Source organism: Pseudomonas sp. Hz4 (assembly GCF_054898165.1).
Genome location: NZ_CM142719.1, coordinates 4,690,437 through 4,716,027, shown reverse-complemented (window position 1 = coordinate 4,716,027; position 25,591 = coordinate 4,690,437). Strand labels below are relative to the sequence as shown.

Genomic DNA, 25,591 nt, shown 5'->3' with positions numbered 1-25,591 from the left:
TATGTTCAACCGCTCCCTCTGCAAAACCCTCGCCTTCCTGCTGCTGGCCGGCGCCGCCCTGTCGGCCCATGCCGATTGGTATCTGGACGGCGAGTCCTCGCGGCTGTCGTTCATCAGCACCCAAAACACCAACATCTGCGAAGTGCAGCGCTTTCTGGTGCTGCATGGCAAGGTCAGTCCCAAGGGCCTGGCCGAGGTCGAAGTCGAGCTGGACTCGGTCAACAGCGGCATCCCGCTGCGCGATGAACGCATGCGCAAGGACCTGTTTGACATCCAGACCTTCCCCGAAGCGCTAATCACCGCGCAGATCGATTTGCGGCCGATCAACGATCTGGCGCCCGGTGCGCAACTGGAATTACGCCTGCCGTTGACCGTCAACCTTCATGGCAAACAACACGAATACACCGCCGAACTGCTGGCAACCCGTCTCGATGACCGACGCTTCCAGGTGGTGACTCTCGAACCGCTGATCATCAATGCCGCGGATTTCGATCTGGCCCCCGGCCTGGAAAACTTGCGTAAGGTCGCCGGTTTGTCGGCCATCAGTTTGTCGGTGCCGGTGAGCGCGGTACTGATTTTCACGGCGCGCTGACATGGCTGGTGCAATTTTCCCCTGGCGTGAAGGCAACAGTTTTGAACTGCTGATCGACGGTCCACAGTTTTTCCCGCGGATGTTGGTCGCGATTGCCCGTGCCGAAGAACAGGTCGAGCTGGAGCTGTACCTGGTGGAGGCGGGAGCCTGTGCCGAGGCGATGGTTCAGGCGTTGGTCCAGGCTGCCGAACGTGGCGTGCGCGTGCGCTGTCTGTTCGATGATTACGGCAGCCTCGCGTTCACCCTGACCTTGCGTAAGCGTTTGGCGGCGGCGGGTGTGGAGCTGCGTTTCTACAATCGCCTGAGCTGGCGGCGCTGGGTGGGCAACTTCTACCGCGATCACCGCAAGCTGTTGTTGGTCGATCAAAGCATGGCGGTGGTCGGCGGCACCGGGGTGACTGATGAGTTCTGGACGCCGGGCGAAGACACCAGCGAATGGCACGAAGTGATGGTGGAAATCACCGGCCCCTTGGTCATCGACTGGCAGTCGCTGTTCGACCGCCAATGGATCGCCAACCGGCATCGGCGTGCCTGGAAACCCGCTGCGCATTTTGGCTTGCCGCGTCTGCCGCGCGTGCCGTCCATGGGCGAGGGCATGGGCCGGGTCGCCTATGCCGACGCACGCCAGCACCGGGACATCCTGCAATCGCTGATTCGCGCGCTGAACAGCGGCCAGCGGCGGATCTGGCTGGCGACGCCGTATTTCCTGCCAACCTGGAAAGTCCGTCGTTCATTGCGCCGGGCAGCTGGCCGGGGTGTCGATGTGCGTCTGCTGCTGACCGGGCCGCGCACCGATCACCCGTCGGTGCGTTATGCAGGGCATCGCTACTACCCGCGATTGCTCAGGGCCGGGGTGAAGATCTTCGAATACCAGCCGTGTTTCCTGCATCTGAAAATGGTCCTGATCGACGACTGGGTAAGCATCGGCTCGTGCAATTTCGATCACTGGAATTTGCGTTTCAACCTGGAAGCCAACCTTGAGGCGCTGGACCCTGGGCTGACGCGGGCGGTGGCGGCGAGTTTTGAGAAGGACTTTGCGCAGAGTCAGGAAGTCAGCCTGGAGGTATGGAAACGCCGACCGCTGTGGCGGCGGGTGAAGCAACGGGTGTGGGGATGGGTGGATCGGCTGGTGGTGAATCTGCTGGATCGACGGGGCTGAACCCGCTTTCGACAACACCCTAAAACCACTGTGGGAGCGAGCTTGCTCGCGAAGGCGGAGTGTCATGCAACATCAATGTTGAATGACAAAATGCTTTCGTCGGAACGCCGCCCGGAGCCGGCTCGCTCCCACAGGTTATGTGTTGCTTCAAGAATTACAGCAGTTCAAAGCTCTGCTGCGTCACGTCCTGGGAGTCCAGGCCGATCTGCACATTGAACTTGCCCGGTTCCGCCGCGTACGTGAGCTGGGCATTGAAGAACTTCAGGTCATCCTCGGTGATGGTGAAGTGCACGACTTTCTGTTCGCCGGCCTTGAGCATGATTTTCTGGAAGTTCTTCAGTTCCTTGAGCGGACGGATCATCGAGCCGGTCACGTCCTGGATGTACAACTGCACCACGGTTTCGCCGTCGCGGTTGCCGGTGTTGTTCAGCCTGACGCTGGCGTCAAGCTTGCCGGTTTTGTTCAGCGTGGTGGATGACAGAGCCATGTCGCTCACGCTGAAGTCGGTGTAGCTCAGACCGAAACCGAACGGGAACAGCGGCCCTGTGGTGTCATCGAAATACTGCGAGGTGTAGTTGCCCGGTTTGCCCGGCGTGAACGGCCGACCAATGCTCAGGTGGTTGTAGTAGGTCGGAATCTGACCCACCGAGCGCGGGAAGGTGATCGGCAATTTTCCCGACGGGTTGTAGTCGCCAAACAGCACGTCGGCGATGGCGTTGCCGCCTTCGGTACCGCTGAACCAGGTTTCCAGAATCGCGTCAGCCTGTTCTTTCTCTTCGAGAATCGACAGCGGACGGCCGTTCATCAACACCAGCACCAACGGTTTGCCGGTGGCCTTCAGGGCCTTGATCAAATCGCGCTGGTTGGCCGGGATGTTCAGGTCGGTGCGGCTCGACGACTCGTGGGACATGCCACGGGACTCGCCGACCGCTGCCACCACGACATCAGCGTCCTTGGCGGCTTTCACCGCCTCGTCGATCAGCACTTGAGCCGGACGCGGATCGTCCACCACTTCCGGTGCGTCGAAGTTGAGGAAGTTCAGGTAATCGAGGACTTTCTTGTCACTGGTGATGTTGGCGCCACGGGCGTAGATCAGCGTCGATTGCGCGCCCAGTGCGTTGGTCATGCCATCAAACAGAGTCACCGATTGCTCGGGTTTACCAGCGGCGGCCCAGCTGCCCATCATGTCGATCGGTGCCTTGGCCAATGGACCGACCAGGACGATTTTCGCAGTTTTCTTCAGCGGCAAGGTTTCGCCCTGATTCTTCAGCAACACCATGCTGCGGCGCGCAACGTCGCGAGCCTCGGCACGGTGCAGGCGGCTGTCGGCGTTAGTGTCGGCCGGATCATCTTCAGCCTTGCCGATGCGCAGGTACGGGTCCTTGAACAGGCCCATGTCGTACTTGGCGTCGAGCACCGCACGCACGGCGTTGTCGATGTCGCTCTGCTGGATCTCACCGGCCTTCAGCAGCCCTGGCAGTTCCTTGCCGTAGAGCGTGTCGTTCATGCTCATGTGGATGCCGGCCTTGATCGCCAGCTTCGCGGCATCGCGACCATCGCGAGCAACACCATGCTTGATCAGCTCGAAAATCGCCCCGTGGTCGCTGACGGCCAGGCCTTTGAAGCCCCATTGCTTGCGCAACAGGTCGTTCATCAGCCAGGTGTTGGCGGTGGCTGGCACGCCGTTGATCGAGTTCAGCGCGACCATCACCCCGCCAGCACCGGCGTCGATTGCCGCACGGTACGGTGGCAGGTAGTCCTGGAACATCTTGACCGGGCTCATGTCGACGACGTTGTAGTCGCGACCGCCCTCGACCGCGCCGTACAGGGCAAAGTGCTTGACGCTGGCCATGATGCTGTCGGCCGCGTTCGCGCCTGTGCCCTGAAAGGCTTTGACCATGACGCCGGCGATGCGCGAAACCAGATACGTGTCTTCGCCGAAGCCTTCAGACGTCCGGCCCCAACGCGGGTCGCGGGAGACGTCGACCATTGGCGCGAAGGTGATGTCCAGGCTGTCAGCCGCGGCTTCCTTGGCGGCGATGCGCCCGGACAGGCCGATGGCGTCCATGTCCCAGCTCGAGGCCAGGGCTATCGGGATCGGGAAAATGGTCCGATGGCCGTGGATCACGTCATAGGCGAAGAACATCGGGATCTTCAACCGGCTGCGCATGGCCGCGTCCTGCATCGGACGGTTTTCCGGGCGGGTGATCGAGTTGAACGTGCCACCGATGTTGCCGGCAGCGATTTCCTTGCGGATCATCTCCCGAGGCATTTCCGGGCCAATGCTGATCAGGCGCAACTGGCCGATCTTTTCATCGAGGGTCATTTGCTTCATCAGGTTGCTGATGAACGCGTCCTTGTTTTCCAGCGGTGCGGGCGTCGTGGCGGCCAATACGGTATGACTGGCCAGGCTGACGAGCAGGCCCAGCAAACACAGCTTCTTCATGAATGGTTTCTCTAAAGCCTAAACGGCAGTGAATACGCGCCGGTCAGCCAAAATTTAGGGAGCGACTATTGTTGTTCAGGTAAATGCAGGCACACTTGCGCGATGTTTTAGCGCTGGGGCATCTTTTAGCCCATTGGCGCGATGCAATCCAGTGGCGGCGCAGATTATGCCCGAAGAGCCGGGTTCAAAGTTCGAAGGTCGTTTTTCAACGGAATGTGCAAGGGAGCGTCAACCAGATGAATGTACGACACCACTATCGGTCGAGCCTGCAGGTTGCAGCCTTGATGTTGCTGACCACACTGCTGGCCGGCTGCGGCATCAACACGATCCCGACCCTCGACGAACAGGCCAAGGCCGCGTGGGGCCAGGTGCAGAACCAGTACCAGCGCCGCGCCGACCTGATCCCCAATCTGGTGGAAACCGTCAAGGGCTACGCGCAGCATGAGCAGGAAACCCTGACCGCGGTGATCGAAGCCCGGGCCAAGGCCACTTCGATTCAGGTGGACGCCAGCACGCTCGACAATCCAGAAAAGCTCAAACAGTTCCAGCAGGCCCAGGATCAGCTGACCGGTGCCTTGAGCCGTTTGATGGTAGTGTCCGAGCGTTACCCGGACCTCAAGGCCAACCAGAATTTCCTGGCCCTGCAATCGCAACTTGAAGGCACCGAGAACCGCATCGCCGTGGCGCGTCGCGACTTCATCCTCGCGGTGCAGAAGTACAACACGGAACTCCGTACCTTCCCCGGTCGCCTGTGGCACACGGTGATGTACAGCGAGTTGCCGATCCGCGAAACCTTCGAGGCCACCAGCCCCGATGCGCAAAAAGCGCCAGAAGTGAAATTCAAGTAAGTACCGGGATGGGTTTGTAGCGTCACCACGGATGAGGTTGCCAATGCGCGTGTTAAAAGTTGGCCTGGTGCTGTTGCTGTGGGTGTTTGCCCTGACGGCCCAGGCCGAGTTGAAGTTTCCGGAACTGACCGGACGGGTGGTCGATAACGCCCAGATGATCGAGCCGTCGGTGCGCGAGCAGCTGACGCAACAACTCCAGGCCCATGAAAAAGCCACTGGCGAGCAACTGGTGGTGGTCACGTTGCCGGATTTGCAGGGCACCGACATAGCGGACTTCGGTTATCAACTGGGGCGCTACTGGGGCATCGGCCAGAAGGACAAAAACACCGGCGCGCTGCTGATCGTTGCGCGTGACGATCGCAAGCTGCGGATTGAAGTCGGTTATGGCCTGGAAGATCGTCTGACCGATGCGCAGAGTTCTGTGATCATCAATCAGGTGATCACCCCGGCGTTCAAAACCGGCAACTTCAGCAAGGGCATCAGCGACGGGGTCGCGGCGATGCTCGTGGTGCTGGGCGGCAATCCGCTGGATGAGCCGTCCACTGTGTATGACTCCGGAGGCAATCAGGAAAGCGACTTCGTTTCGCGGTATCCGGGGGTATTCGTGTTTCTGGTGATGCTGTTCATCCTGACGATGTTTGTCGGCCAGATGCTCGGGATCCTGCCCAGCGGTGGTGGTGGCCGAGGCGGTTCGAGCGGCGGGTTCGGCGGCGGTGGTTTTGGTGGCGGCGGCGGAGGCGGGGGCTTCAGCGGCGGCGGGGGCAGTTTCGGGGGCGGCGGTTCGTCAGGCGGCTGGTGATCACACTGCAGGTAACAACTATAGCGAGTGGGCATTCTTAAACATGGCATTACTGACTGAACACGAACAACGCAAAGTCGCCGAGGCAATTGTCCGGGTCGAGCGCGACACCGACGCCGAGCTGGTGACCGTGCTCGCGGCCCGCGCCGACGACTACGCGTACATCCCGCTGCTCTGGGCCAGCCTGGTGGCGCTAGTGGTACCGGGTATCGTGCATTACCTGACGGGCTGGCTGACTCTGCACAGCTTGCTGTTGGTGCAATGGATCACCTTCATCGTGCTGTGCCTGGTGTTCCGGATTCCGAAAATCACCACGCACCTGGTCCCGCGCTCGGTGCGTCACTGGCGCGCCTCGAACCTGGCGCGCCGGCAGTTTCTGGAGCAAAACCTGCACCACACGGTGGGCAGCACCGGCATGCTGATATTTGTCTGCGAAGCCGAGCGCTATGTGGAGATTTTGGTCGATGAGGGGATTTCGAAGCGCCTGGATAACAAAAATTGGGACACGATTGTCGCGGCGTTTACTCAACAGGTGAAGCAAGGGCAGACGTTGCAGGGGTTTGTGACGTGTGTGGAGGCCTGCGGCGAGTTGCTGAAGGTGCATGTGCCGGTGACGCATGTGAGGAATGAGTTGCCGAATCGGTTGGTGGTGTTGGGCTGACGGAGCCGGATTTCAGCAACGACACGTGCCCTGTAGCAGCTGGCGCAGCCTGCGTCCGGCTGCTACAGATCGCACCGTTCGGGAAATTACCCGTGCCCTCAATCCCCATCCCCCCTAAAATACCCGCCATTCCCCGATCCGCACCGCCCGAGGCCGTTTTTCCCATGTCTGTCACCGCCACCCCCGCCAGCCTCGCGCCGGATCACCACGCCCAGTTTATCGACCTGCTGCAATCCAGCCTCGACGACAACGCCTTCATCAAACTGGTGCTGGCCAAGTACGTCGGCACTGAGGCGGACCTGCAGCGGCTGATCATCAAACAGCTGACGGTCAAGGATCAGCCCTGCCTGTCCTTCGTCTACCGTTACAAAACCCGCGACATCACCAAGAATCTGCCGATTGCCGAGGGCGTAGCGACTATCGCTGCGCTGCTGCCGGCGTCGTTCAAAAACGCGCATTTACTGTCGCTGACTGACGAAGCCCAGCTCGAATACAGCAAGAAGGGCAAGTCTTCGCTGTTCAAGAGCAAACCTCAGCAATTGCGCGAGGTGCCGTCCGCCGAGCACAACCGCGAGAAAAACCGCTTCCTCGACCTGAGCCGACCGTTCCTCGCCGACCTCGGTGTCACCAACAAGCAGCATGAGCTGATCCCGGCGATGTCGCGCAAGTGGAAGCAGATCAACAAATTCATTGAGGTCTTCAGCCATGCACTGACCACCTCGCCCCTGGCGTTGGACAAGCCGGTGCAGGTGGCAGACTTCGGTTCGGGCAAGGGTTACCTGACGTTCGCGATCCACGACTATCTGCGCAACACCTTGAAGGCCGAAGGCGTGGTGACGGGTGTCGAACTGCGCGAAGAAATGGTCAACCTGTGTAACGCCGCAGCCGCAAAGCTCGAGCATCCGGGGCTGGTGTTCAAGTGCGGTGATGTGCGCAGCGTGGCGCCGAGCGAGCTGGACGTAATGATCGCGCTGCATGCCTGCGACATTGCCACCGACTATGCGATTCACACCGGTATCCGTTCCGGCGCCTCGATCATCATGTGCTCGCCGTGCTGCCACAAGCAGATTCGCCTGCAAATCCAGAGCCCGGCGCTGCTCAAGCCGATGCTGCAATACGGTCTGCATTTGGGGCAGCAGGCGGAAATGGTCACCGACAGTTTGCGTGCGTTGTTCCTGGAAGCCAGCGGTTACGAGACCAAGGTGTTCGAGTTCATTTCACTGGACCACACCAACAAGAACAAAATGATCCTGGCGGTCAAACGTGCCGAGCCGGTGGACCCGACTCAGCTGCTGGTGAAGATTCAGGAACTGAAGGATTTCTACCACATCACGGAACATTGCCTCGAAACCCTGCTGCGGGCCGATGGGCTGCTTGTGGCTAAGGCTTGACCTGAATGTCTGCCGGTAACGTGCCCGGTTGCGCCGGGCGCACAGCCGTCTTGCGTCCCAACATCACGGTCACGATCACCCCGGCGGCAAACAGCCAGGTGATCGGCTCGATGTGTTCACCGAAGAACAGCGCCGAAAAGGCGATGGTGAAGAAAATCTGCAACAACTGGATCTGGCTGACCCGGGCAATGCCGCCCATCGCCAACCCGGCGTACCAGGCAAAGAAGCCGATGAATTGCGAAAACAGCGAGACGTAACCGAAAGCCCACCAGGTCTTGGCCGAAATCTCGCCCTGATGTTGCAACGCCAGGTACACCACCGGCCCGATCAGCAACGGCGTCGACAGCACCAGCGCCCAGCAGATCACCTGCCAGCCGCCCATCTCCTTGGCCAATCGGCCGCCCTCGGCATAACCCAGGCCGCCCACGGCAATCGCCCCGAGCATCAGCAAATCACCGGCCTGAATACTGCCGGCACCGCTGATCAGCGCATAACCGAGCACCAGCGCACTGCCCAGTGCGGCGCAGGCCCAGAAGGCTTTCGACGGTCGTTCGTGGGACAACCACGCGGCATACAGTGCAACGCACAGCGGTTGCAGGCCGTTGACCAGTGCGCCGTGAGACGCCGGCAAGGTTTGCATGGCCCAGGCCGACAACACAGGGAAGCCGAGGATCACCCCGACAATGACCAGCGTCAGGCCTTTGACCTGTTTCCAGGTCGGCCATTTTTCCCGACGCCACAGCAACAACAACGCCGCCGGAACCGCCGCGAACAGCGCACGGCCCAGGCCGTTGAGCAGCGGATGGAGTTCCTGAACGACGATCCGTGTGAAGGGCAGGGTGAGGCTGAAGATCACCACGCCGAGCAGGCCGAGGGCCATGCCGGTGTTTTCGCGCGAGGACATGATGGCAACCAGAATCGAGGTGGCGGGAAGAGTCTTCATCTAGCCATAAACTCGGCGTCTGCTGCTGTTACAGATAGGCGCAGAGTTATCCGTACAGTTCGAAAATCGCTTTCGCGGGCAAGCCTCGCTCCTACAGGTTTTCGGTTGGTCGCGGGATCGACACAATCCTGTAGGAGCGAGGCTTGCCCGCGAAGAACGATAACGCGGTAGTAGCTGGTTATTACCCGACCCTCTGGATAAGGACTACCTTGAATACTCCTGCATGACCCCATATTTCCCAGAGGAGTCCTCCCCATGGCGGCTAAAAAAATTCTGATGCTGGTCGGCGATTACGTCGAAGACTACGAAGTGATGGTGCCGTTTCAGGCGCTGCTGATGGTCGGCCACACGGTGCATGCCGTTTGCCCGGACAAAACCGCCGGTCAGACCGTGCGCACGGCAATCCACGACTTTGAAGGCGACCAGACCTACAGCGAAAAGCCCGGCCACCTGTTTGCTCTGAACTTCGATTTTGCCAAGGTCGATGCCGCGGACTACGACGCGCTGCTGGTACCGGGCGGTCGTGCGCCTGAGTACCTGCGCCTGAACGAAAAAGTCCTGGAGCTGGTGCGAGCGTTCGACAAGGCCGGCAAACCGATTGCCGCTGTGTGTCACGGTGCGCAATTGCTGGCGGCAGCGGGGATTCTTGAAGGTCGCGAGTGCAGCGCTTACCCGGCGTGTGCTCCGGAAGTGCGCCTGGCCGGTGGTACGTTTATCGATATCCCGGTGACGGAAGGTCATGTTCAAGGCAATCTGGCCACTGCTCCGGCCTGGCCGGCGCACCCGAGTTGGCTCGCCGGTTTCCTCGGGTTGCTGGGCACCAAAATCACGCTGTAACGAGGGACCTGTCCATGTGCGAGCTCTACGTCAAAGCCGATCCGATCCTCTACGAATCGCGCTCCCGCTCGCTGCGCATCTGCGGGGTGGTCACCACCCTGCGGCTGGAGAATCAGTTCTGGGACATCCTCAGCGAAATCGCCGAGGCCGACGGCATGACCACCAACCAGTTGATCGCCAAACTGTATGAAGAGGTGATGGACTACCGCGGTGAGGTGGTGAATTTCGCCTCGTTTTTGCGGGTCAGTTGTACGCGGTATCTGAGTCAGCGACGGGTGCAGGCGCCGGAGTTATCGGTGGTGCGCTCGGTGGTGAAGTAGGGCAGGTTGGTCTTTACTCTGAAGCGCGAAACCTCTCATTTGCCAAGGAGAAAGAGCATGTCTGGATGGTATGAAGTCAGCAAAAGCAGCCATGGTCAGTTCAAGTTCGTATTGAAGGCCGCCAATGCGGAAACCATTCTGACCAGCGAGCTGTACACCACCCGCGCTGCCGCCGACAAAGGCATCGTGTCGGTTCAGAGCAACAGCACGCTGGATGAACGCTACGAGAAGAAAACCACCAAGGATGGCCGCCCTTACTTCAACCTCAAGGCCGGTAACCACGAGATCATCGGTAGCAGCGAGACATACGCCTCCGCTGCCGCGATGGATAAAGGCATCGCCAGCGTAAAGGCCAACGGGCCGACCACGGTGATCAAGGACAAGACCTTGCCGGTGCTCTGAATCCACCGCTGATCGTTCAGGCTTCGACCGGCACCGTCAGCTTCGGGCTGCCGAGCGCATGGGTCTTCGAATCAAAAAACCGCAGTTCCACACCCGTGCCCTCAAACACCTTCGCGTAATGCCGCTTCTGGTGCTGAATGAACGCCTTGCTGCGCGGGTTAATCGAGATCGCCACCCCCTGCGGTTTCGCCTGGCGCAAGGCGTGGATGATGTGGCTGTCCTGCTCACCCAGGGCGTGACCGAAGAGGCACAACCCGTCGCCATGGTCGAGTAGCTGCTCGTAGCAGAACGACAGATAGTCCGAGCTGCGAATGGTTTTGAGCTTGTCCTGCGCCGGACCTTCATTGACGAATAGCGGCACATCGTCGAGGGTCTTGATCGTGTTGTTGATCGCGAAGCTGCCGAGCAACGTGCCCTCGGTCGACATCAGTTTGCGCGCCGTGCCGTCCTGATTGCGCACCAGATGCAGGCCGCCGTGCAGGTAAAGCAGGCGGGTTTTATCGGTCGTAGTGGCGCTTAGATCGAAGCTGGGCTCTGCACCCTGGAACAGGTCGGTGATCGCGTCAGGCTGATGCTGGATCGCCCAGTAATTGAGCAGGTCGTAGTTGGTGGTGAACACCGTCCGGTAGCGGCCCAGTTCCTGATTGATCGCCGCCAGGGTCGAGGGCACCACCAGCCGCCACGGGATGTGCACCGCGTGCACGCTGTTGATCAGCGCTTCCTTGATCGCGTAGTAACGATTGCGCGGTGCGGCGGAACTCACGGCCAAGGCCTTGTTGACCCGGCTGGTGGTTTTCAGCGCGCTGAGCACCTGCTCGAAGCTGCGCGTCTGCAGGGCGTCGAACACGCTCAGCTCGGACTGGCTCAGGGGTTTTTCTTCGACGGTGCGGGCATTTTCGAACAGCGAGTCGTAGCCGAAGTCGTCCCACACGGCGCGGCTGGCGCCGTTGCCCACCAGCAGGCCGCTGAACGAGGCGGTGGTGCGCAAGGCGTTCCAGTCTTCAAGTTGGGCATCAACATCCTGGAAATCGGTCATTGCGGTCAAAGTCTCAAAGCAAAGGGTCTGATGGGCGGCGACTTTATCACGACCAAGACTTGAGCCAGATCAAGTTACTGCGCGGCCGATAGGTCGATCCTGTGGGTACTCGCTGGATCGGCGCTGCCGATTCGGCCCCAGCCAGGAGACTCGCTCATGAGCAGCACGTTTTTCATCCCCGCCGTGAACATCATGGGCATTGGTTGCCTGGACGAAGCCATGGACGCCATTCGCAAGTACGGCTTTCGCAAGGCGCTGATCGTCACCGACGCCGGGCTGGCCAAGGCGGGTGTCGCTAAAATGATTGCCGATAAACTGGCGTTGCAGGACATCGATTCGGTGATCTTCGATGGCGCCAAACCTAACCCGAGCATCGCGAACGTCGAAAGCGGTCTGGGTTTGCTCAAGGAAACCCGCTGTGATTTCGTGGTGTCCCTGGGCGGCGGTTCGCCCCATGATTGCGCCAAAGGTATCGCGTTATGCGCGACCAACGGTGGGCAGATACGCGATTACGAAGGCGTCGATCAATCCACCCAGCCACAACTGCCGCTGATCGCGATCAACACCACCGCCGGCACCGCCAGCGAGATGACCCGCTTCTGCATCATCACCGACGAATCCCGTCACGTAAAAATGGCCATTGTCGATCGCAACGTCACGCCACTGCTGTCGGTCAACGACCCGGCGCTGATGGTCGCCATGCCCAAGGGCCTGACGGCTGCCACCGGCATGGACGCATTGACCCACGCGATCGAGGCTTACGTCTCCACGGCCGCCAATCCGATCACCGATGCCTGTGCACTGAAGGCAATCACGTTGATCAGCAACAACCTGCGCCTGGCCGTCCGTGACGGTAGTGACATGGCCGCGCGGGAAAACATGGCTTACGCGCAGTTCCTCGCCGGCATGGCGTTCAATAACGCATCCCTGGGTTATGTCCACGCCATGGCTCACCAGTTGGGCGGGTTCTACGACTTGCCTCATGGTGTGTGCAACGCGGTACTGCTGCCCCACGTACAGAGCTTTAACGCACTGGTTTGTGCCGATCGCCTCACTGATGTCGCCCTTGCAATGGGCGTCGATGTTCACAGCTTCACCCCGGAAGCGAGCGCCCAGGCGGCTATCGTGGCGATCCGCAGCCTGTCCAAAGACGTGGAAATTCCCGCTGGTTTGCGTGAGCTCGGCGCCAAGCTCAACGACATCCCGATCCTCGCCACCAATGCCTTGAAAGATGCGTGTGGCGTGACCAATCCTCGAGTGGCGGATCAGCGTCAGATCGAGGAAATTTTTCGAAGCGCTTTTTAGGACGTTTTGCGGCCCAGGAAACCTGCGAGGCTTCCCGGGTCCAGTTCAGCAGCCGATTTCCCGGCCACGCGTGCGAAAAGCTCGGTGATGAGTTCACAAAAGTGTCGAATCAGCGTCGGCTCCATGTCGGCGCGCAGGGTGATTCGAATGGCTGCCTTGCCTTGCGCGACCACTGGGAAAAAGACTGCCGAGGTGAAGAAACCGTGATTGGAGTGAAACGATCCATGGGTGTGTTGCAGTCTGTGTGTGTTTCCAGACTTTACAGAACGCGGTAAAGGCTTTGAATCGGCTGTTTCCGGTACAGCTGAGTGTTACAAGAGATTTATGTGTAGGGCGATGCCTCGTGATGTTGTGGGCTAATTGCTTTGGAACCGGGATATCCTGCCGGCTCAGCCGAACCCAAGCATCGAGCCCTCCCATGCTGCAGAAAAGCCTGATCCGCTTCCTCGACCTGATCACTCTCCAATTGTTTGTCGCCGTTCATGAGGAGGGCACATTGACCCGTGCCGCCACGCGTGAAGCCATCGCTGTGTCCGCGGCCAGCAAGCGGCTGACGGAGTTGGAGGAAGCGCTGGGCATCAGCCTGTTCGTGCGCCAGGCGAAAGGCATGACCCTGACGCCGGCCGGTGAAACCTTGTTGCACCATGCTCGGCAGATGCTGTTCAACGTCGAAAAAATGGGGCTCGAACTGGGCGAGCACAGCCACGGTGTGCCCGGTCAGTTGGCCAAGGCTGGACGCAATTGCGATTTGCATCCGACCCCGTCCTGAACATACCAAACCCCCTGTAGGAGCGAACGGTTCGGCGTCCCGACTTGCCCGCGAAGGCGGCCTGACACTCAGCATTGATGGCGACTGACATACCGCCTTCGCGGGCAAGTCGGGACGCCGAACCGTTCGCTCCTACAAAAAAGCGTCATAACGAATATATAAACCAGACAACAAAAACAATCGGACACCCGGGATCATCGCGTCCATCCCGAACTTCTGGACCCTGCCGCCAAAATTGCTGGCCGGTGCCGGCGCAGGGGCTGCTGGCGGGATCGCGGTGATCAATACCCTCGGCCAGTTCGGCGGCATTGTCAGCCCGGTCATGGTCGGGCGAATCAAGGACCTGACGGGCAGCACCATGCCGGCGCTGTATGTCATCGGCGTCGCTGCGCTGATCGCCGTTGCACTGCTGATGTGGGGGTTGCCCAAAAGCTGCGCACGCTCGATAAGTTTTAAAAGATCGCAGGCTACCCCCAGCCCCTGCATGGACCACGCATCCTTGCAGGGGCTGGCGAACGCTGCGATTTTTTGATCTTCAAGACGTCGCGATAATTACCTTGCCCTGTGTGCCACCGAACTGAATCAACACCACTCCCGCCATCAACAACACCGCCCCAAGTACTCGCGGTACTGTCATCTGCCGCTCCACCAGCCCAAACCACCCAAAGTGATCCAGCACCAGCGAAGCCACCACCTGTCCCGCCAGCGCCAAAGCAATAAACCCCGACGCCCCAAGCTTGGGCAGCAGCATCAGCGCCAACGAGATAAAACACACCCCGAACGCACCACCAGCCCACATCCACAGCGGCGCCCTGGTGATGAACGCCAGGGATGGCAGCGGCAATCGCATCGCCAACATAATCGGCAACAACACCACGATACTCACCAATAACGACGCGAGCGTCGCCCATAACGGATGACCCAACCCACGCGTGAGATTGGCGTTGATCGCGCTTTGAAAGGGCACCACCGCCCCGGCAATCACGGCCAGCAGCAACAGCCCGGCCCAATGCAACGTACTCATGGTCATTCTCCAACAGGTTTTGCTGGACTCTAGAGTATTCGTCGCGCAGATTTAAATTCCAAATTGCTATCCAGAACATGCATCAGATGAATGATCTTCGGCGCATCGACCTCAACTTGCTGGTGATCCTCGACGCCTTGCTCAGCGAACAACACGTGACTCGTGCCGCCGAGCGCCTGCACCTGAGTCAGCCGGCCGTCAGTCATGCCTTGGCGCGACTACGTGATCTGCTCGACGATCCTTTACTGGTGCGGGCGGGCGCAAGCCTTGTACCAACCCCGCGAGCCCTGGAGTTGATGGCGCCTTTGGCCGAAGCCCTGGCTCAGGTGCAATCGCTGCTGGCACCGAATACCTTCGATCCGGCGACCGCCAAGCGCACCTTTCGCCTGGCGATGTCCGACTACGGCGCCGCCATCGTCCTGCCGAGTTTGATACGGACCTTGCGCCGGGAAGCGCCGGGCATCGACCTGCAAATCAGCCATGCCAGCCGCGAAGGCATGCTCGATGCTGTGCTCAACGGCGACATCGACATGGCGGCAGGCGTCTTTCCAGAGTTGCCGAACGAATTGCGCAACACCCCGCTGTTCGAAGAGCACTATGCCTGTCTGGTAGACCGCAACAGCCTGCCCGCCGATGGCGTACTCGACCTGCCAACTTACCTCGCACGACCCCACGTCCTGCTGGAAATGCGCGGCAGTGGCACCCCGGAAATCGAACGGGTCCTGACTGCGCTGCGTGAACGCCGCCGAGTCGCGATCAGCCTGCCGCACTGGAGCGTTGCCCCGGAATTCATCAGCGGCACGGACCTGATTCTTACCGTTGCTTCACGTGGGCTGCGCGAGATTGATGAGCGGTCGTTGATTGTTGTTCCGCCGCCGTTTCATATTCCCTCGTTTACGTTTGTGTTGGTTTGGCACAAGCGGCGGGGCGGGGATCAGGCGTTGAACTGGTTGAATGGGCGGATTGGGGAGGGGATTAGGCACGGATGACGTTCTATCCAGTGCCCTGATTTTGTAGTGTTTACCAACTGGTAGGCGGAAGACGTCTGGTATGGAAGACCCTTAGTACTTGCAGGCGTCCTTGGCGAACTCGATAGGGAATTAGATAGGGTCGGTCTGGCAAGACCCATTCTCGAGTGCCGGGCAGGCGGCCTTCACGGCCGGTTGCCGGGAAGCGTGCAAAGTGATCGACGCTGGCAAGGATGGCTTGGACGAAGTCCGCTGCGGCTTTCGGATTCTCAATTGCTATATAAGCGGCTTCGTCATCGAGATTTTTTAATGCGGTACGCAACCACTCAACGCGCATTGGCAGTCCACTTATCGGAGATGGTTTTCACTTCCTCAGGTGTCGCGAAGTCTCCTGCGTCTGCTTCCTTCAGAGCTTTTTGAATTTCTTCGATTTGCCAGGCTTCACGTGCTAGGTATTCACGTAACGCATCCACGGCAAGAAATGACTTGCTGCGGCCAGTGGCCTTGGAAAGATTGGCGAGGGTATCGGCGATTTCGTCTGGCAGACGTAAAGACATGACGGACATGACGGTCTCGATGTAGTGGTTTGTAATACAACATACTACATCGTCGTGCAGGGGAGGACGCTACCTCCATTCGTCTGTCGTAACAATTGGTTGAACGGACACTCCGAGCCGGGATAGTGAAGGCGAGGAATGCCTTTCTAAAACCAGCGATCTGAAAAAAACACAGATTACGCTGAGCTACGATGGCAAACATTACGTCGTGCCTGAAGAACTCAAAGGTTACTAACAACATGCTTACCGGCCTCAACCACCTGACCCTTGCCGTCACCGACCTGAACCCCAGCGTGGCGTTCTATCAAGATCTGTTGCAGCTGCGCCTCGAAGCCTCTTGGGACACCGGCGCCTATCTTTCACTGCCGGGTTTGTGGCTTTGTCTGTCTGTTGATCCGCTACGCAGCTCTAAGCCTGCCGCCGATTACACCCATTACGCCTTCACCGTCAGCGCAGCGGATTTCCCTTGTTCGTCGAACGCCTTCAATCGGCCAACGTGCAGGAATGGCGCGACAACCGTAGCGAAGGCGCATCCTTCTATTTCCTCGACCCGGACGGCCACAAGCTCGAAGCCCACGTCGGTGACCTGACGTCTCGGCTGGCAGCCTGTCGCGAGCGTCCGTATGCGGGGATGAAGCTCTTCGACGATCAGTCAGTCGATCCCCGGAGACCTGGGATAGACTTGCGAGCATTCACCCCAACGCAACAGGACTCCCCATGACCCCATCGCTGCTAATGGCCGTTCTCGCCTCGGGCTTTATCTACGGCATCACGCCGGGGCCGGGTGTGTTGGCGGTGTTCGGCATCGGTGCGGCGCGTGGTCGGAGGGCAGGGGCGGGGTTTCTCTGCGGGCATTTGCTGGGAGATGTGGTGTGGTGCAGCACTGCGCTGATCGCGATTGTCGGTGCGCGGGAAATTGGCAGTACCGCGTTCGATGTGCTGGGCGTGCTCAGCGGGCTGTATCTGTTATGGCTCGGCCTGCGCGCGGTTCGCGCTCGTCGCAGCAGTGTCGAGGCGCCACAGGGGCCGGCGCGGCAGCCGTTCTGGCACGGCATTCTGTTTGGCCTGACCAATCCGAAGGCTTACCCGGTGGCGGTGGCGACGTTTACCGCGCTGCTGTCCAGCCGTGCCGAATTGCTGCATTGGTCGATGCTGCCGTGGTTGATTGTCCTGAGCTTCGTCGGTGGCCTCATGGCCTACGCTATCCTCATTGCTATTGTCGGAGCGCGACAGGTGCGCAACGTGTACCAGCGCCATGAGCTGTTGATCACCCGGCTGTGTGGGGTGATGTTTATCGGTTTCGCCATCAACGCCCTGGCGCATGCACTGCCGGGGCTGCTGACGAACAAGGCTTGAAACTGATCGCAGGGAAGCGTCAGTGGCAACGTCATCGCACGGGCGTATGACCGGTCAGGGATGGTTTTTAGTGCTGCATTGTTCGGACATGCGCCCAGCACCATGGCAACCAGAAATTCCGCGCCGTCGGCGAGTTACATCGATCTCTTGCTGGACGCCGTCTGTGCGGTCGACACACAAGGTCGCTTCGTATTTGTCAGCGCGGCCTGCGAGCGTATTTTCGGTTATACCCCCGAAGAGCTGATCGGCCAGCCGATGATCGACCTGGTGCATCCCGCCGATCGTCAGCGCACCCTCGACGCCGCGCGGGAGATCATGGACGGCGAACCCAAGCTCAATTTCGAAAACCGCTACCTGCGCAAGGATGGCCGAGTGGTGCACATCCTCTGGTCGGCACGCTGGTCGGAGGTCGACCAATTGCGCATCGCCGTGGCGCGCGATATCACCGAGCGCAAGCAGGCCGAGTCCCGGCAAGCGGCGCTGTATGCGATCTCCGAAGCCGCCCACGCGGCGGAAGATTTGCTGGCGCTGTTCAAGCACATCCATTTGATCATCGGTGAATGGCTGCCAGCACTGAATTTCTCCGTGGCGCTGTATGACGAACACTGCGCGCAGCTGAATTTCCCCTATCACGTCGACGACTATGAGCTGCAACCCGAGCAGCCTGGGACTATCACTGGACGTCTCTGCGCCGAGGTGATTCGCAGTGGCCAGCCGATTCTGCTGACCCCGGATCAGAGCAACTTGCCAGAAGGGTTTGCGGCGCTGGTCGCGAGCCCGCATTCGCCCTGCTGGCTGGGCGTGCCGTTGAGTTCACAAAACGGCACCATCGGTGCGCTGATCGTTAAAAGCGTGCCCGGTGGCGAGCGCTACACCGAACAGGACAAGGAGTTGCTGCAATACGTGTGCGCCCAAGTCGCGACCGCCATCGAACGTAAGCAATTGCATGCCCGACTGCAGCGCATGGCGCAATACGATCAACTGACTCAGCTGCCCAACCGCGAGTTGCTCCGTGAGCGGCTCAAAGCCTCGTTGACGCTGGCGCGCGCGGATTCTGGCCGAATGGCGCTGCTGTACGTTGATCTCGACCGCTTCAAGCAAGTCAACGACACTCACGGCCATGCGGTGGGCGACATGCTGCTGCAAGCGGTCGCCAATCGGCTCAAAGGCTGCGTGCGCGAAACTGACACGGTGGCGCGCATCGGCGGTGATGAGTTTGTGGTGTTGTTGCACAGCATCCACGCCTCGGAAGACGCCGACAGCGTGGCAGGAAAAATCCGTCAGGTCCTGGCTCACCCCCTGCGCCTGGATGGCCAAAGCCTCATCATCCAGACGAGCATCGGCGTTGCGCGATACCCCGACCACGGCACTGAAGAAAAGCAGTTGTTCCGACACGCCGACGAGGCGATGTACGCCGCAAAACGCCAGCATCACCTGCGCACCGGAGTCTGAGTTTCGTCACCGTTCGTCGCGGCGATGCCAGGTTTTCTAAACCTTTTTGGTCTTGGAAATTCTGATCCTATGCGGGCTCCTGCTCGCCGCGATCATCACCAAGAGGTAGAGAATCATGCCTAATTCAAGAAACTCGAACTCGGGAAACCCCCCCAGCGATCGAACGAAGGCGTCTGAAGCCGGTCGCAAAGGTGGGAAAACTACCACCACGACTGTCGATAAAGAACCTGCGAAACCAGATATGGGCCGCAAAGGTGGTCAGAAGTCGAAGTAGTGGTGGAGGTAGTTTTGATTGAGAGGCGGGAGCGTAAGCTCCCGTTTGAATTTTTTACGAGGAGGGCGCGACCATGAGCCGGATGGCCACCCGATTACGCAATGCCAGTTTTGCCACATTATTGGGCCTGTGTGCCAGCAGTGCCTTTGCCCAGTCCCCCGCCGAATTCATTAACGATGCGTCGGCCAAAGGCATGGCCGATATCGAAGCCAGCCGCCTGGCGCACCAGAAAACCGAATCCAAAGAGGTCAAGGACTACACCATCGTCGTCATCAATGACCGCACCACCGCCAACCAGCATCTGGCGAAAATCGCCAAGCAACTCGATTTGCCGGTGGCACCACGCGAGGTGGTCGTCGATAAAGCCAAAGCCTTGATGCCGCAAGTGAAGGACGGCGCGAGCTTCGACCAGGCCTACGCGGCCAGTCAGGTGAAAACCACCCAGGAAGCCATCGAACAGCTTCAACAGGAAGCGCAGACCACCGACGTGCCTGAAATCAAAGCCTTTGCCGAGGAAACCCTGCCCAAACTGCAGAACCACCTGCAAATGGCCAGGGCGTTGCAAGCTAGCCGATAGGTGTCCGGTGCGCGGGTGACCTGGTCACCCGCGAATCCTGGATCAACATTCATTCAAATCCTGTTTCTTGTGGTCCTGGGCGACGGTACCGTCCAGTGAAATCGTTTCGCCCTCGCCAAGTTGCCGATACTGCTTTCTCAGCGCTTCCAACTGCTTGAGGTCCAGCGCTTCAAGCCCCAGCATCGCGTTCTGCGCCTCCTTCGTCACCCGCAGCAACTCATCGACCTTCAAGTGCAAAATGTCCGTGTCGCGGTTCTGGGTGTTCTGAATCAGAAACACCATCAGGAACGTGATGATGGTGGTCGAAGTATTGATGATCAGTTGCCAGGTGTCGTCGAAATGAAAAACAGGCCCGCTTAGGCCCCACAGGAAAATCAGAACAATCGCCCCTATGAACGTCATGGGGCTGCCCGCCCAAAGGGCAAGTTTTTGCGAGATCTTTGCGAATTTCATTGCCGTGTTCCTTATCGGGATGCGTCTGAATTTGTGACAGCGCGGGCATGATGAAAATTCTGCTTACATTTAATCATTCATCCAGATCGGCTTTTCTGTCAGGGGCATCCACGCTCATCGCGCCGGGCGCAATCCGGCGCAACCAACTCACCACGGCGAGGGTCACTATATTCAGATCCCTAGACTCCGGAGAACGACATGAACCAAGCCCGCACCCTTTGCCTTTGCTTCTGCCTGTTCGCGTTGCAAGGCTGCTTCGACAATTCTGATAACGAAACCAAGGACAACACGGATGGCACCAAGTCTTCGGTGCAGATGCAGGAGAAGGGAGATAAGTAGTCGAATACCCGGATCACTTGAAGAAGACTGTTGGGTATTGCGACTAGCCACGCTTACTGACTGGCGAAGAAAAACCGACCCATGAGGCCGGTTTTTTTGGATTTCTGTTCACTCCGCCAACTTCACTTCCACCGCCCAACTGAAGTATCCCAACGGCTCGCAGTTTTTATTGATCAGCATGAAATTCAGTTCGCACGCCTCAACCCCTGTCGCCAACTGCGTGCAGTGCCAGTAATGATCATCGGCCGTCTGGCTGCCCGGTTGGGTCGGGTTTGCGGGGTCGGGGGCGGGGACAGTCAGGTTTGCGTGAACCACCAGTTCTGGCGGTGAAAGTACCCCGGCATCACCTACAGACATCTCGTAGAACACCACGCTGTGTTCGGCGAGCAGGCTGACGGTCCTGCCTCGGATATGGAAGTCCTTTCCGTTACTGGCGGTAAGCGTCATTAAGCTGTCATTTGTTGTACTTTGTGTTGTTTGGGTGCCACTGATGGCAAAGATGAAGCCTTGGGCAATCTTGGTCGGTTTTTTTGGCTCAAGACTGGGCTGCGGATACCGTGAAAACAACGATTCGGCGTCGACGATCAGCAACACATTGTTGGCGGTCGCGGCACTGGATGAAGGAGATTTGATCGGTTCGGAAGTCATCATGGATTCCTTTCATGATGTTGATGCAAGACGGCAGCCGCTTCGATTCATGCAAGACATCCTGTTCCTGTCGAGGCGGCAACGAACTCGGTAGGCCCCTCGTTTGCCAAGGGGCCTGGTCATCGTCAATTACGGATGGTAATGAACGGATCCCACGAGCAGCAGCCGACAATCTTGCAGTCGCGATCCACGATCAGGAAATGGAAGTGGTAGGTCACGCTACCGCACGAAAGGGTTTCCGAAGACCAGTAATGGTTATCGACTTTCTGGCAGCTCGGTACCGACGGGTTGCTGGTGTTGGGAACGGCAACACACGCTGTAGCCCTGCGCGGCGAGGGTGTGGAGATCAAGTCGTTGCAGACGTTGCCAATGAACTTGTAGAAAATCACTGCCGTCTCGAAGCTCTGCGACAGACTGGTTTCACGCCAGCGAATCAAGTCGCCTACCTGGGCTTTCAAGTTGAGTTCGCCGCCGGCCTGGCCGCTGACTACGTTGTTCTGATTGGTCACCATGTACACATGATTGACGTCGATCAGCGTTGGCGACGCAGGATTCTTGCTGATGTTCGGGTAGTTTTTCAGAATGGTTTCAGTGTCGATGGAACAAGTACATCCGTGACTCGAGACATAGTAACGCTCCATTTTCATAGTGAATGCCTGGCATCTTTCCAGGCACAACAACGCTTGCTTGCCTTGCGGCCGTTGCGAAAACACTACGGGCGGAACCCACCTGTCACGGGTATGAGCTGGCCTTGCTCCTAGCGTGCAAATTAACGGGTCGGGTTCCATCCGACGGGCCGCGACAGGACTATAGATGCCATTTTCATGCTGTCAAAATTGCTTGCCTGCTGGTTAGACGAACGGTCGGTTTAGTGATGAGTTCACACGATTTGGCGAATAAAACCGCTCATTGAAGTTCTCATTGTTATGTCGGCGCCAGTTGTACATCCGCACTGGGAGCCACGTAATAATGGCGGGTATTGGCAACGAGGGGGTTGGGTCAACTGACATCGTTCGCCATTGGTTGGATAGGGCAGAGCACATCGATCGGCGTATCGTAGCGAACCGTTATCTGCCCTGCCCATGACAACGCACCGACAGGAGAACGCAATGAGTTGGTCCGCCAAACAATACGTCGCTTTTGAAGATGAACGCACACGGCCCGCGCGTGACCTGCTGGCCGCAATCCCCGCTGTGGAAGCGCGCTCGGCAATCGACATCGGTTGCGGCCCCGGCAATTCGACCGAATTGCTGGTGGAGCGCTTCGCCAATGCCACGGTGCGTGGACTGGACAGTTCAACCGATATGATCGACGCCGCCCGCAAGCGCTTGCCGCAGGTGCAATTCGATACGGCTGACATTGATACCTGGAACGAGAACGGCCCGTTCGATGTGATTTTCGCCAACGCGGTGTTGCAGTGGGTGCCCGATCACGCGAAGTTACTGCCTTCGCTGGCCGCCCGACTGACTCAGGGCGGCAGCCTGGCCATTCAGATGCCCGACAATCTCAACGAGCCGTCACACCGCTTGATGCGCAAAGTCGCTGCCGATGGGCCGTGGGCCAGCAAGTTGGCGGACGCCGCCGGGCAACGCACGGAAATGGCGAGCGCCAGCGATTACTACTCGATGCTGCGACCGCACTGTACTCGAGTCGACGTGTGGCGCACCACCTACCATCACCCGCTCGCGGGCGGCGCATTCGGTGTGGTCGAGTGGTTCAAGGGCAGCGGATTGCGGCCATTTCTCGAACCGCTGGATGAGGCGGAAAAAGCGCAATACCTCAAGCAGTACCAAGCCGCAATCGAGCAGGCGTATCCCGCCCTTACCGATGGTTCGGTGCTATTGCCATTCCCGCGGTTGTTCATCGTCGCGACCCGTTAGTGCAAAAAGGGACGGATCACGCTGAACGTTATCTGTCCCTTTGCTTGGCACTCAGCGCTGAACACTGACCAGCATCATCATCGGTCGCTCCCGTTCTTCGGCCAGGGCCGGTTGCGCCGCCATTTCTGCATCGGTCGGTCCCCATTCGTTGACATGCTGGATCCTGAAACCTGCGCCAATCAGCGTATTGAGCAAGGTGCCGATGGTACGGTGCTGCTTGATCACGCCTTCGGCCAACCAGTGGGTCACACGCTCTCCTTCCAGTTGATAACTGTCGACCGGCCAGCGCTTGTTACCTTCGCTATCAATCAGCCAGCCCGGATTGCGCGGGGCCATGAAGATCGGGTGTTCAATTGAAAATACGAAGCGTGAACCGGGTTTAAGGGCCGCGTGGATTTTGGCGAACAATCCTGGGAGATCCTTGATGTAGTGCAGCGCCAGAGCGCTATAGGCGAGGTCGAAACTGGCTGCGGGTAAGGCGAGTTGTTCCAGATCGGCACGGGCGTATTGGATATTCGTCGCCGACGTAGTCTTGCGTGCCTGCTCCAGCATTTTTTCCGAGACGTCCAGGCCAAGCACGCTATCGACACCTTGATCACTGGCCCAGCGGCAGAACCAGCCGTAACCGCAGCCGAGGTCGACCACCTTCAGGCCTTTCATGGGTGGCAGCATTGCTTTGAGCGCAGGCCATTCCGGTGCTGCGTCGAGGCCGCCAATGGAGCGGGCCATTTGGCTGTAGCCCTGGAAAAATTCTGGATCGTCGTAGATATTTTGAGTCATGTTTTGGGGGGGCTCTGTTGAGATCGTTCACGGGCGGCACCTGATGTGCGGCCGATTGGGTTCCCTCGGAGAGTTTATGGCGCGTGTTCGCTGATGGCCGCGCAGGGGAGAGGGTGGTTGAAGATAGGGGAGATGCTAGCGGGTTGAGCGGGGAAGGGGAACGGGGTTGAGCGTTGGGGATTTGTAAGCAGTGCTCATATCAAAGAGAGCCGGCCATTCAGGGGTATTGCCGATCAGAAAAAAATGGCAACACACACTTTTTGTAGCAGCTGGCGAAGCCTGCGTTCGGCTGCGCAGCAGTCGAACGCAGGCTTCGCCAGCTGCTACAAATTGAGGACGCCCCGAAAGGGGTACCCCCGTATCACGGCAGAACTATTGCGCATCCATACGCCGAGCAATGACGTCCAGCACATCGCAGCCGTCGCGCAAGGGAATGCAGCAGAGCATTGCGAAGTCGCTGAGAATCACCGAATCGGTGGTGATGTCGCCGCAATCGTCGCCAAACAATAGGGTGGTAGCTGTACGTGGGTTGGCGAACCGGGACATGGTAAAACCGGCAGACCCTAGGGTCTCCCACGCACAGCCACCAAAAAAAGGCAGCCAAGTGCGTTCAAAAGCGCTCCGAGAGATTTCCGGAGGCTTCTGTACCAGTCATCGAGTCGCCAAACCCGATACGCCATTTGGCGCGCTCGGACTATAGGTCTCATGACAAAGGCACAGCAATGCGCAAGTGTACGGACAATTCCCAGTGTCGTGTAGGACGTTGCCTATCTGGAAGCCGACTTCGCTCGGAGCCCAGAAAAATGGGCTATGGACACTTTATTTGGTAGACGGTGGTGGCTGATCACAGAGGAAGAATCAACATTTCACCAAATCCCGCCCACAAAAAAAACCGGCCACTCGGGGCCGGTAGATGCATCGCTGAAACAAGGTCATCAGCTCTGCTGCAACACCTTAAGTGCTGCCGAGGCCAGAAAACCCGAACGGCTTTTCTCTTCCGGATGGTGCAGTACGTACTCGTCGATGCGGTTGAGCAGGTAGCCCGGCAGTGTGATGTTCAACTTCTGGGCTTTGCCCAGGTACTTGGTGACATCGATGTCCACCACTGCCCATGTACAACCAGCGTACTGCGAATTGGTCGCATGCAGAGTGACTTTGTTCGCCGGTGGTATCGGCGAACCGTCTTCGGCCAGAATTTCGAAATGACCCTCAATGGCTTCGCGAGCCATGGCCATCGCATCATCCAGATCGTCACCGGCAGAGTAGCACCCCGGAATATCCGGTACTTCCACTCCCCAAGCGTGCTCGTCATCGCCCATTGAAATCGCAATTGGGTAAAGCATATTCATTGTCCTCCTGAAACCCTGCATTGAGATCGTCAAAGCAGCGCCTGTTGCAAAATACTCATGGCCGTTTTTTTAAGCAGATCCTTTTTCGGATGAGGAACTGTCACCAGCCCCGGTTTGGTCGGATGCTTAAAGTGATGATGACTTCCCCTGATTCGAACCAAGTACCAGCCATCCGCAACGATTTGGCCTATCAAAAATCGGCTATTCACATCACCGCCCTGTGGTGTGCTTAGGTGGTTACTATACCCACTGGATTTATATGATCAACACTATAACTACTGGACCTTCTCGGGCATCGATGGTGGAAACGAGTCTAGGGGACGTGAGGAGAGGGTTCGAGGGACTACCTCAAATGAGGCGCTTTCTGTATTGCAGGGTTTTACCACCCTCCAAGCGCTCGCGTAGCTCAATTTTCAGGCATAAAAA

At 58.7% G+C, this 25,591-nt stretch carries 28 protein-coding genes and 6 pseudogenes; 20 read left to right on the top strand and 14 right to left on the bottom strand.

Features of this window, described 5'->3' with window-relative positions:
* Window position 1 precedes the first annotated feature (1 nt).
* Both ACYZTR_RS21625 and ACYZTR_RS21620 read left to right on the top strand, forming a co-directional pair.
* A complete protein-coding gene (locus ACYZTR_RS21625) occupies window positions 2-592 on the top strand; it encodes a YceI family protein (RefSeq protein ID WP_461973703.1) in 591 nt (196 codons plus the stop codon).
* A 1-nt stretch (window position 593) separates the two neighbouring features.
* Window positions 594-1,751 (top strand): phospholipase D-like domain-containing protein, encoded by a 1,158-nt coding sequence (locus ACYZTR_RS21620; RefSeq protein WP_461973702.1) that lies wholly within the window; start codon window positions 594-596, stop codon window positions 1,749-1,751.
* 154 nt (window positions 1,752-1,905) lie between these two features.
* Here ACYZTR_RS21620 and bglX read toward each other — a convergent pair whose 3' ends face one another.
* Window positions 1,906-4,197, bottom strand: coding sequence for a beta-glucosidase BglX (gene bglX, locus ACYZTR_RS21615; RefSeq protein ID WP_461973701.1), 2,292 nt, complete (start codon window positions 4,195-4,197; stop codon window positions 1,906-1,908).
* 236 nt (window positions 4,198-4,433) lie between these two features.
* Here bglX and ACYZTR_RS21610 point away from each other — a divergent pair, with 236 nt between their 5' ends.
* From ACYZTR_RS21610 to ACYZTR_RS21595, 4 genes are all read left to right on the top strand, one after another.
* Entirely contained in the window at window positions 4,434-5,045 is a 612-nt protein-coding gene (locus ACYZTR_RS21610) for a LemA family protein (protein WP_461973700.1), read from the top strand.
* Window positions 5,046-5,088: 43 nt separating this feature from the next.
* A complete protein-coding gene (locus ACYZTR_RS21605) occupies window positions 5,089-5,844 on the top strand; it encodes a TPM domain-containing protein (protein ID WP_461973699.1) in 756 nt (251 codons plus the stop codon).
* Window positions 5,845-5,887: 43 nt separating this feature from the next.
* Window positions 5,888-6,505: a TPM domain-containing protein gene (locus tag ACYZTR_RS21600; RefSeq protein ID WP_461973698.1), complete on the top strand. Its 618-nt coding sequence runs from the start codon at window positions 5,888-5,890 to the stop codon at window positions 6,503-6,505.
* A 164-nt stretch (window positions 6,506-6,669) separates the two neighbouring features.
* Window positions 6,670-7,896 (top strand): class I SAM-dependent methyltransferase, encoded by a 1,227-nt coding sequence (locus ACYZTR_RS21595; protein ID WP_461973697.1) that lies wholly within the window; start codon window positions 6,670-6,672, stop codon window positions 7,894-7,896.
* Here ACYZTR_RS21595 and ACYZTR_RS21590 read toward each other — a convergent pair.
* Window positions 7,886-8,800: a DMT family transporter gene (locus ACYZTR_RS21590; protein ID WP_461979828.1), complete on the bottom strand. Its 915-nt coding sequence runs from the start codon at window positions 8,798-8,800 to the stop codon at window positions 7,886-7,888. The genes ACYZTR_RS21595 and ACYZTR_RS21590 overlap by 11 nt on opposite strands.
* A gap of 294 nt (window positions 8,801-9,094) precedes the next feature.
* Between ACYZTR_RS21590 and ACYZTR_RS21585 the strand changes: the two genes are divergently transcribed.
* Genes ACYZTR_RS21585 through ACYZTR_RS21575 form a run of 3 tightly spaced genes read left to right on the top strand, consistent with a single transcriptional unit; the run spans window position 9,095 to window position 10,398 of the window.
* A complete protein-coding gene (locus ACYZTR_RS21585; protein ID WP_258620479.1) occupies window positions 9,095-9,676 on the top strand; it encodes a DJ-1/PfpI family protein in 582 nt (193 codons plus the stop codon).
* 14 nt (window positions 9,677-9,690) lie between these two features.
* Window positions 9,691-9,996 (top strand): ribbon-helix-helix domain-containing protein, encoded by a 306-nt coding sequence (locus tag ACYZTR_RS21580; RefSeq protein WP_461973696.1) that lies wholly within the window; start codon window positions 9,691-9,693, stop codon window positions 9,994-9,996.
* A 57-nt stretch (window positions 9,997-10,053) separates the two neighbouring features.
* Window positions 10,054-10,398: a YegP family protein gene (locus tag ACYZTR_RS21575; protein ID WP_461973695.1), complete on the top strand. Its 345-nt coding sequence runs from the start codon at window positions 10,054-10,056 to the stop codon at window positions 10,396-10,398.
* Window positions 10,399-10,414: 16 nt separating this feature from the next.
* Here ACYZTR_RS21575 and ACYZTR_RS21570 read toward each other — a convergent pair whose 3' ends face one another.
* Window positions 10,415-11,434: a DUF4917 family protein gene (locus ACYZTR_RS21570; RefSeq protein ID WP_461973694.1), complete on the bottom strand. Its 1,020-nt coding sequence runs from the start codon at window positions 11,432-11,434 to the stop codon at window positions 10,415-10,417.
* A 156-nt stretch (window positions 11,435-11,590) separates the two neighbouring features.
* On the opposite strand from ACYZTR_RS21570, the gene yiaY reads away from it, so the two are divergent.
* Complete coding sequence (gene yiaY, locus ACYZTR_RS21565; protein WP_461973693.1) at window positions 11,591-12,739, top strand: L-threonine dehydrogenase; 1,149 nt, start codon at window positions 11,591-11,593, stop codon at window positions 12,737-12,739.
* A gap of 45 nt (window positions 12,740-12,784) precedes the next feature.
* On the opposite strand, the pseudogene ACYZTR_RS21560 reads toward yiaY, so the two are convergent.
* Window positions 12,785-12,951 (bottom strand): annotated as a pseudogene (locus ACYZTR_RS21560) (aminotransferase class I/II-fold pyridoxal phosphate-dependent enzyme); the annotation flags it as partial.
* 206 nt (window positions 12,952-13,157) lie between these two features.
* On the opposite strand from ACYZTR_RS21560, the pseudogene ACYZTR_RS21555 reads away from it, so the two are divergent.
* Together ACYZTR_RS21555 and ACYZTR_RS21550 are read left to right on the top strand one after the other, a co-directional pair.
* Window positions 13,158-13,457: pseudogene (locus ACYZTR_RS21555) on the top strand (LysR family transcriptional regulator); the annotation flags it as partial.
* Window positions 13,458-13,698: 241 nt separating this feature from the next.
* A pseudogene (locus ACYZTR_RS21550) lies at window positions 13,699-13,964 on the top strand (MFS transporter); the annotation flags it as partial.
* A gap of 79 nt (window positions 13,965-14,043) precedes the next feature.
* Here the strand turns inward: ACYZTR_RS21550 and ACYZTR_RS21545 are convergent.
* Window positions 14,044-14,532 (bottom strand): DMT family transporter, encoded by a 489-nt coding sequence (locus ACYZTR_RS21545; RefSeq protein WP_461973692.1) that lies wholly within the window; start codon window positions 14,530-14,532, stop codon window positions 14,044-14,046.
* 77 nt (window positions 14,533-14,609) lie between these two features.
* On the opposite strand from ACYZTR_RS21545, the gene ACYZTR_RS21540 reads away from it, so the two are divergent.
* Window positions 14,610-15,521, top strand: a complete 912-nt coding sequence (locus tag ACYZTR_RS21540; protein ID WP_461973691.1) for a LysR substrate-binding domain-containing protein — start codon at window positions 14,610-14,612, stop codon at window positions 15,519-15,521.
* A 31-nt stretch (window positions 15,522-15,552) separates the two neighbouring features.
* On the opposite strand, the gene ACYZTR_RS21535 is transcribed toward ACYZTR_RS21540, so the two are convergent.
* Both ACYZTR_RS21535 and ACYZTR_RS21530 read right to left on the bottom strand, forming a co-directional pair.
* Window positions 15,553-15,837, bottom strand: a complete 285-nt coding sequence (locus tag ACYZTR_RS21535; protein WP_461973690.1) for a type II toxin-antitoxin system RelE/ParE family toxin — start codon at window positions 15,835-15,837, stop codon at window positions 15,553-15,555.
* Complete coding sequence (locus ACYZTR_RS21530; protein ID WP_461973689.1) at window positions 15,827-16,066, bottom strand: CopG family ribbon-helix-helix protein; 240 nt, start codon at window positions 16,064-16,066, stop codon at window positions 15,827-15,829. The genes ACYZTR_RS21535 and ACYZTR_RS21530 overlap by 11 nt, the downstream gene beginning before the upstream one ends.
* 230 nt (window positions 16,067-16,296) lie before the next feature.
* On the opposite strand from ACYZTR_RS21530, the pseudogene fos reads away from it, so the two are divergent.
* From fos to ACYZTR_RS21505, 5 genes and pseudogenes are all read left to right on the top strand, one after another.
* Window positions 16,297-16,778, top strand: a pseudogene (fos, locus tag ACYZTR_RS21525) (fosfomycin resistance glutathione transferase).
* Window positions 16,775-17,413: a LysE family translocator gene (locus tag ACYZTR_RS21520; protein ID WP_461973688.1), complete on the top strand. Its 639-nt coding sequence runs from the start codon at window positions 16,775-16,777 to the stop codon at window positions 17,411-17,413. Before fos ends, ACYZTR_RS21520 begins: the two are co-directional and overlap by 4 nt.
* A gap of 102 nt (window positions 17,414-17,515) precedes the next feature.
* Window positions 17,516-18,865, top strand: coding sequence for a sensor domain-containing protein (locus ACYZTR_RS21515; protein ID WP_461973687.1), 1,350 nt, complete (start codon window positions 17,516-17,518; stop codon window positions 18,863-18,865).
* A gap of 115 nt (window positions 18,866-18,980) precedes the next feature.
* Window positions 18,981-19,139: a stress protein gene (locus ACYZTR_RS21510; protein ID WP_449642565.1), complete on the top strand. Its 159-nt coding sequence runs from the start codon at window positions 18,981-18,983 to the stop codon at window positions 19,137-19,139.
* Window positions 19,140-19,212: 73 nt separating this feature from the next.
* On the top strand, window positions 19,213-19,716 hold the full coding sequence (locus ACYZTR_RS21505; RefSeq protein ID WP_461973686.1) for a DUF4142 domain-containing protein: 504 nt from the start codon (window positions 19,213-19,215) through the stop codon (window positions 19,714-19,716).
* Window positions 19,717-19,758: 42 nt separating this feature from the next.
* On the opposite strand, the gene ACYZTR_RS21500 is transcribed toward ACYZTR_RS21505, so the two are convergent.
* The gene (locus tag ACYZTR_RS21500) at window positions 19,759-20,169 is read right to left on the bottom strand and encodes a low affinity iron permease family protein (protein ID WP_461973685.1); all 411 of its coding nucleotides are present in this window, start codon (window positions 20,167-20,169) and stop codon (window positions 19,759-19,761) included.
* Between the two features lie 198 nt (window positions 20,170-20,367).
* Between ACYZTR_RS21500 and ACYZTR_RS21495 the strand changes: the two genes are divergently transcribed.
* The gene (locus tag ACYZTR_RS21495; RefSeq protein WP_461973684.1) at window positions 20,368-20,508 is read left to right on the top strand and encodes a hypothetical protein; all 141 of its coding nucleotides are present in this window, start codon (window positions 20,368-20,370) and stop codon (window positions 20,506-20,508) included.
* A 108-nt stretch (window positions 20,509-20,616) separates the two neighbouring features.
* Here the strand turns inward: ACYZTR_RS21495 and ACYZTR_RS21490 are convergent, their stop codons facing one another.
* Both ACYZTR_RS21490 and ACYZTR_RS21485 read right to left on the bottom strand, forming a co-directional pair.
* Window positions 20,617-21,156, bottom strand: coding sequence for an AidA/PixA family protein (locus tag ACYZTR_RS21490; protein ID WP_461979826.1), 540 nt, complete (start codon window positions 21,154-21,156; stop codon window positions 20,617-20,619).
* Window positions 21,157-21,281: 125 nt separating this feature from the next.
* Window positions 21,282-21,784: pseudogene (locus ACYZTR_RS21485) on the bottom strand (inclusion body family protein).
* Window positions 21,785-22,265: 481 nt separating this feature from the next.
* On the opposite strand from ACYZTR_RS21485, the gene tam reads away from it, so the two are divergent.
* On the top strand, window positions 22,266-23,036 hold the full coding sequence (tam, locus tag ACYZTR_RS21480; protein WP_461973683.1) for a trans-aconitate 2-methyltransferase: 771 nt from the start codon (window positions 22,266-22,268) through the stop codon (window positions 23,034-23,036).
* 51 nt (window positions 23,037-23,087) lie between these two features.
* Here the strand turns inward: tam and ACYZTR_RS21475 are convergent, their stop codons facing one another.
* From ACYZTR_RS21475 to ACYZTR_RS21460, 4 genes and pseudogenes are all read right to left on the bottom strand, one after another.
* Window positions 23,088-23,816, bottom strand: a complete 729-nt coding sequence (locus ACYZTR_RS21475) for a class I SAM-dependent methyltransferase (protein ID WP_461973682.1) — start codon at window positions 23,814-23,816, stop codon at window positions 23,088-23,090.
* A gap of 372 nt (window positions 23,817-24,188) precedes the next feature.
* A pseudogene (locus ACYZTR_RS21470) lies at window positions 24,189-24,305 on the bottom strand (short-chain dehydrogenase); the annotation flags it as partial.
* Between the two features lie 446 nt (window positions 24,306-24,751).
* Window positions 24,752-25,159 carry a type II toxin-antitoxin system HicB family antitoxin gene (locus ACYZTR_RS21465; protein ID WP_461973681.1) on the bottom strand — a complete coding sequence of 136 codons (408 nt, stop codon included), beginning with the start codon at window positions 25,157-25,159 and terminating at the stop codon, window positions 24,752-24,754.
* Between the two features lie 35 nt (window positions 25,160-25,194).
* The gene (locus ACYZTR_RS21460) at window positions 25,195-25,374 is read right to left on the bottom strand and encodes a type II toxin-antitoxin system HicA family toxin (protein WP_461973680.1); all 180 of its coding nucleotides are present in this window, start codon (window positions 25,372-25,374) and stop codon (window positions 25,195-25,197) included.
* Window positions 25,375-25,591 lie beyond the last annotated feature (217 nt).

Coding starts and splice junctions, on each gene's coding strand:
- ACYZTR_RS21625 (WP_461973703.1), top strand. CDS start 2: ATGTTCAACCGCTCCCTCTGCAAAACCCTCGCCTTCCTGCTGCTGGCC.
- ACYZTR_RS21620 (WP_461973702.1), top strand. CDS start 594: ATGGCTGGTGCAATTTTCCCCTGGCGTGAAGGCAACAGTTTTGAACTG.
- bglX (WP_461973701.1), bottom strand. CDS start 4,197: ATGAAGAAGCTGTGTTTGCTGGGCCTGCTCGTCAGCCTGGCCAGTCAT.
- ACYZTR_RS21610 (WP_461973700.1), top strand. CDS start 4,434: ATGAATGTACGACACCACTATCGGTCGAGCCTGCAGGTTGCAGCCTTG.
- ACYZTR_RS21605 (WP_461973699.1), top strand. CDS start 5,089: ATGCGCGTGTTAAAAGTTGGCCTGGTGCTGTTGCTGTGGGTGTTTGCC.
- ACYZTR_RS21600 (WP_461973698.1), top strand. CDS start 5,888: ATGGCATTACTGACTGAACACGAACAACGCAAAGTCGCCGAGGCAATT.
- ACYZTR_RS21595 (WP_461973697.1), top strand. CDS start 6,670: ATGTCTGTCACCGCCACCCCCGCCAGCCTCGCGCCGGATCACCACGCC.
- ACYZTR_RS21590 (WP_461979828.1), bottom strand. CDS start 8,800: ATGTCCTCGCGCGAAAACACCGGCATGGCCCTCGGCCTGCTCGGCGTG.
- ACYZTR_RS21585 (WP_258620479.1), top strand. CDS start 9,095: ATGGCGGCTAAAAAAATTCTGATGCTGGTCGGCGATTACGTCGAAGAC.
- ACYZTR_RS21580 (WP_461973696.1), top strand. CDS start 9,691: ATGTGCGAGCTCTACGTCAAAGCCGATCCGATCCTCTACGAATCGCGC.
- ACYZTR_RS21575 (WP_461973695.1), top strand. CDS start 10,054: ATGTCTGGATGGTATGAAGTCAGCAAAAGCAGCCATGGTCAGTTCAAG.
- ACYZTR_RS21570 (WP_461973694.1), bottom strand. CDS start 11,434: ATGACCGATTTCCAGGATGTTGATGCCCAACTTGAAGACTGGAACGCC.
- yiaY (WP_461973693.1), top strand. CDS start 11,591: ATGAGCAGCACGTTTTTCATCCCCGCCGTGAACATCATGGGCATTGGT.
- ACYZTR_RS21545 (WP_461973692.1), bottom strand. CDS start 14,532: ATGAGTACGTTGCATTGGGCCGGGCTGTTGCTGCTGGCCGTGATTGCC.
- ACYZTR_RS21540 (WP_461973691.1), top strand. CDS start 14,610: ATGCATCAGATGAATGATCTTCGGCGCATCGACCTCAACTTGCTGGTG.
- ACYZTR_RS21535 (WP_461973690.1), bottom strand. CDS start 15,837: ATGCGCGTTGAGTGGTTGCGTACCGCATTAAAAAATCTCGATGACGAA.
- ACYZTR_RS21530 (WP_461973689.1), bottom strand. CDS start 16,066: ATGTCCGTCATGTCTTTACGTCTGCCAGACGAAATCGCCGATACCCTC.
- ACYZTR_RS21520 (WP_461973688.1), top strand. CDS start 16,775: ATGACCCCATCGCTGCTAATGGCCGTTCTCGCCTCGGGCTTTATCTAC.
- ACYZTR_RS21515 (WP_461973687.1), top strand. CDS start 17,516: ATGGCAACCAGAAATTCCGCGCCGTCGGCGAGTTACATCGATCTCTTG.
- ACYZTR_RS21510 (WP_449642565.1), top strand. CDS start 18,981: ATGCCTAATTCAAGAAACTCGAACTCGGGAAACCCCCCCAGCGATCGA.
- ACYZTR_RS21505 (WP_461973686.1), top strand. CDS start 19,213: ATGAGCCGGATGGCCACCCGATTACGCAATGCCAGTTTTGCCACATTA.
- ACYZTR_RS21500 (WP_461973685.1), bottom strand. CDS start 20,169: ATGAAATTCGCAAAGATCTCGCAAAAACTTGCCCTTTGGGCGGGCAGC.
- ACYZTR_RS21495 (WP_461973684.1), top strand. CDS start 20,368: ATGAACCAAGCCCGCACCCTTTGCCTTTGCTTCTGCCTGTTCGCGTTG.
- ACYZTR_RS21490 (WP_461979826.1), bottom strand. CDS start 21,156: ATGACTTCCGAACCGATCAAATCTCCTTCATCCAGTGCCGCGACCGCC.
- tam (WP_461973683.1), top strand. CDS start 22,266: ATGAGTTGGTCCGCCAAACAATACGTCGCTTTTGAAGATGAACGCACA.
- ACYZTR_RS21475 (WP_461973682.1), bottom strand. CDS start 23,816: ATGACTCAAAATATCTACGACGATCCAGAATTTTTCCAGGGCTACAGC.
- ACYZTR_RS21465 (WP_461973681.1), bottom strand. CDS start 25,159: ATGCTTTACCCAATTGCGATTTCAATGGGCGATGACGAGCACGCTTGG.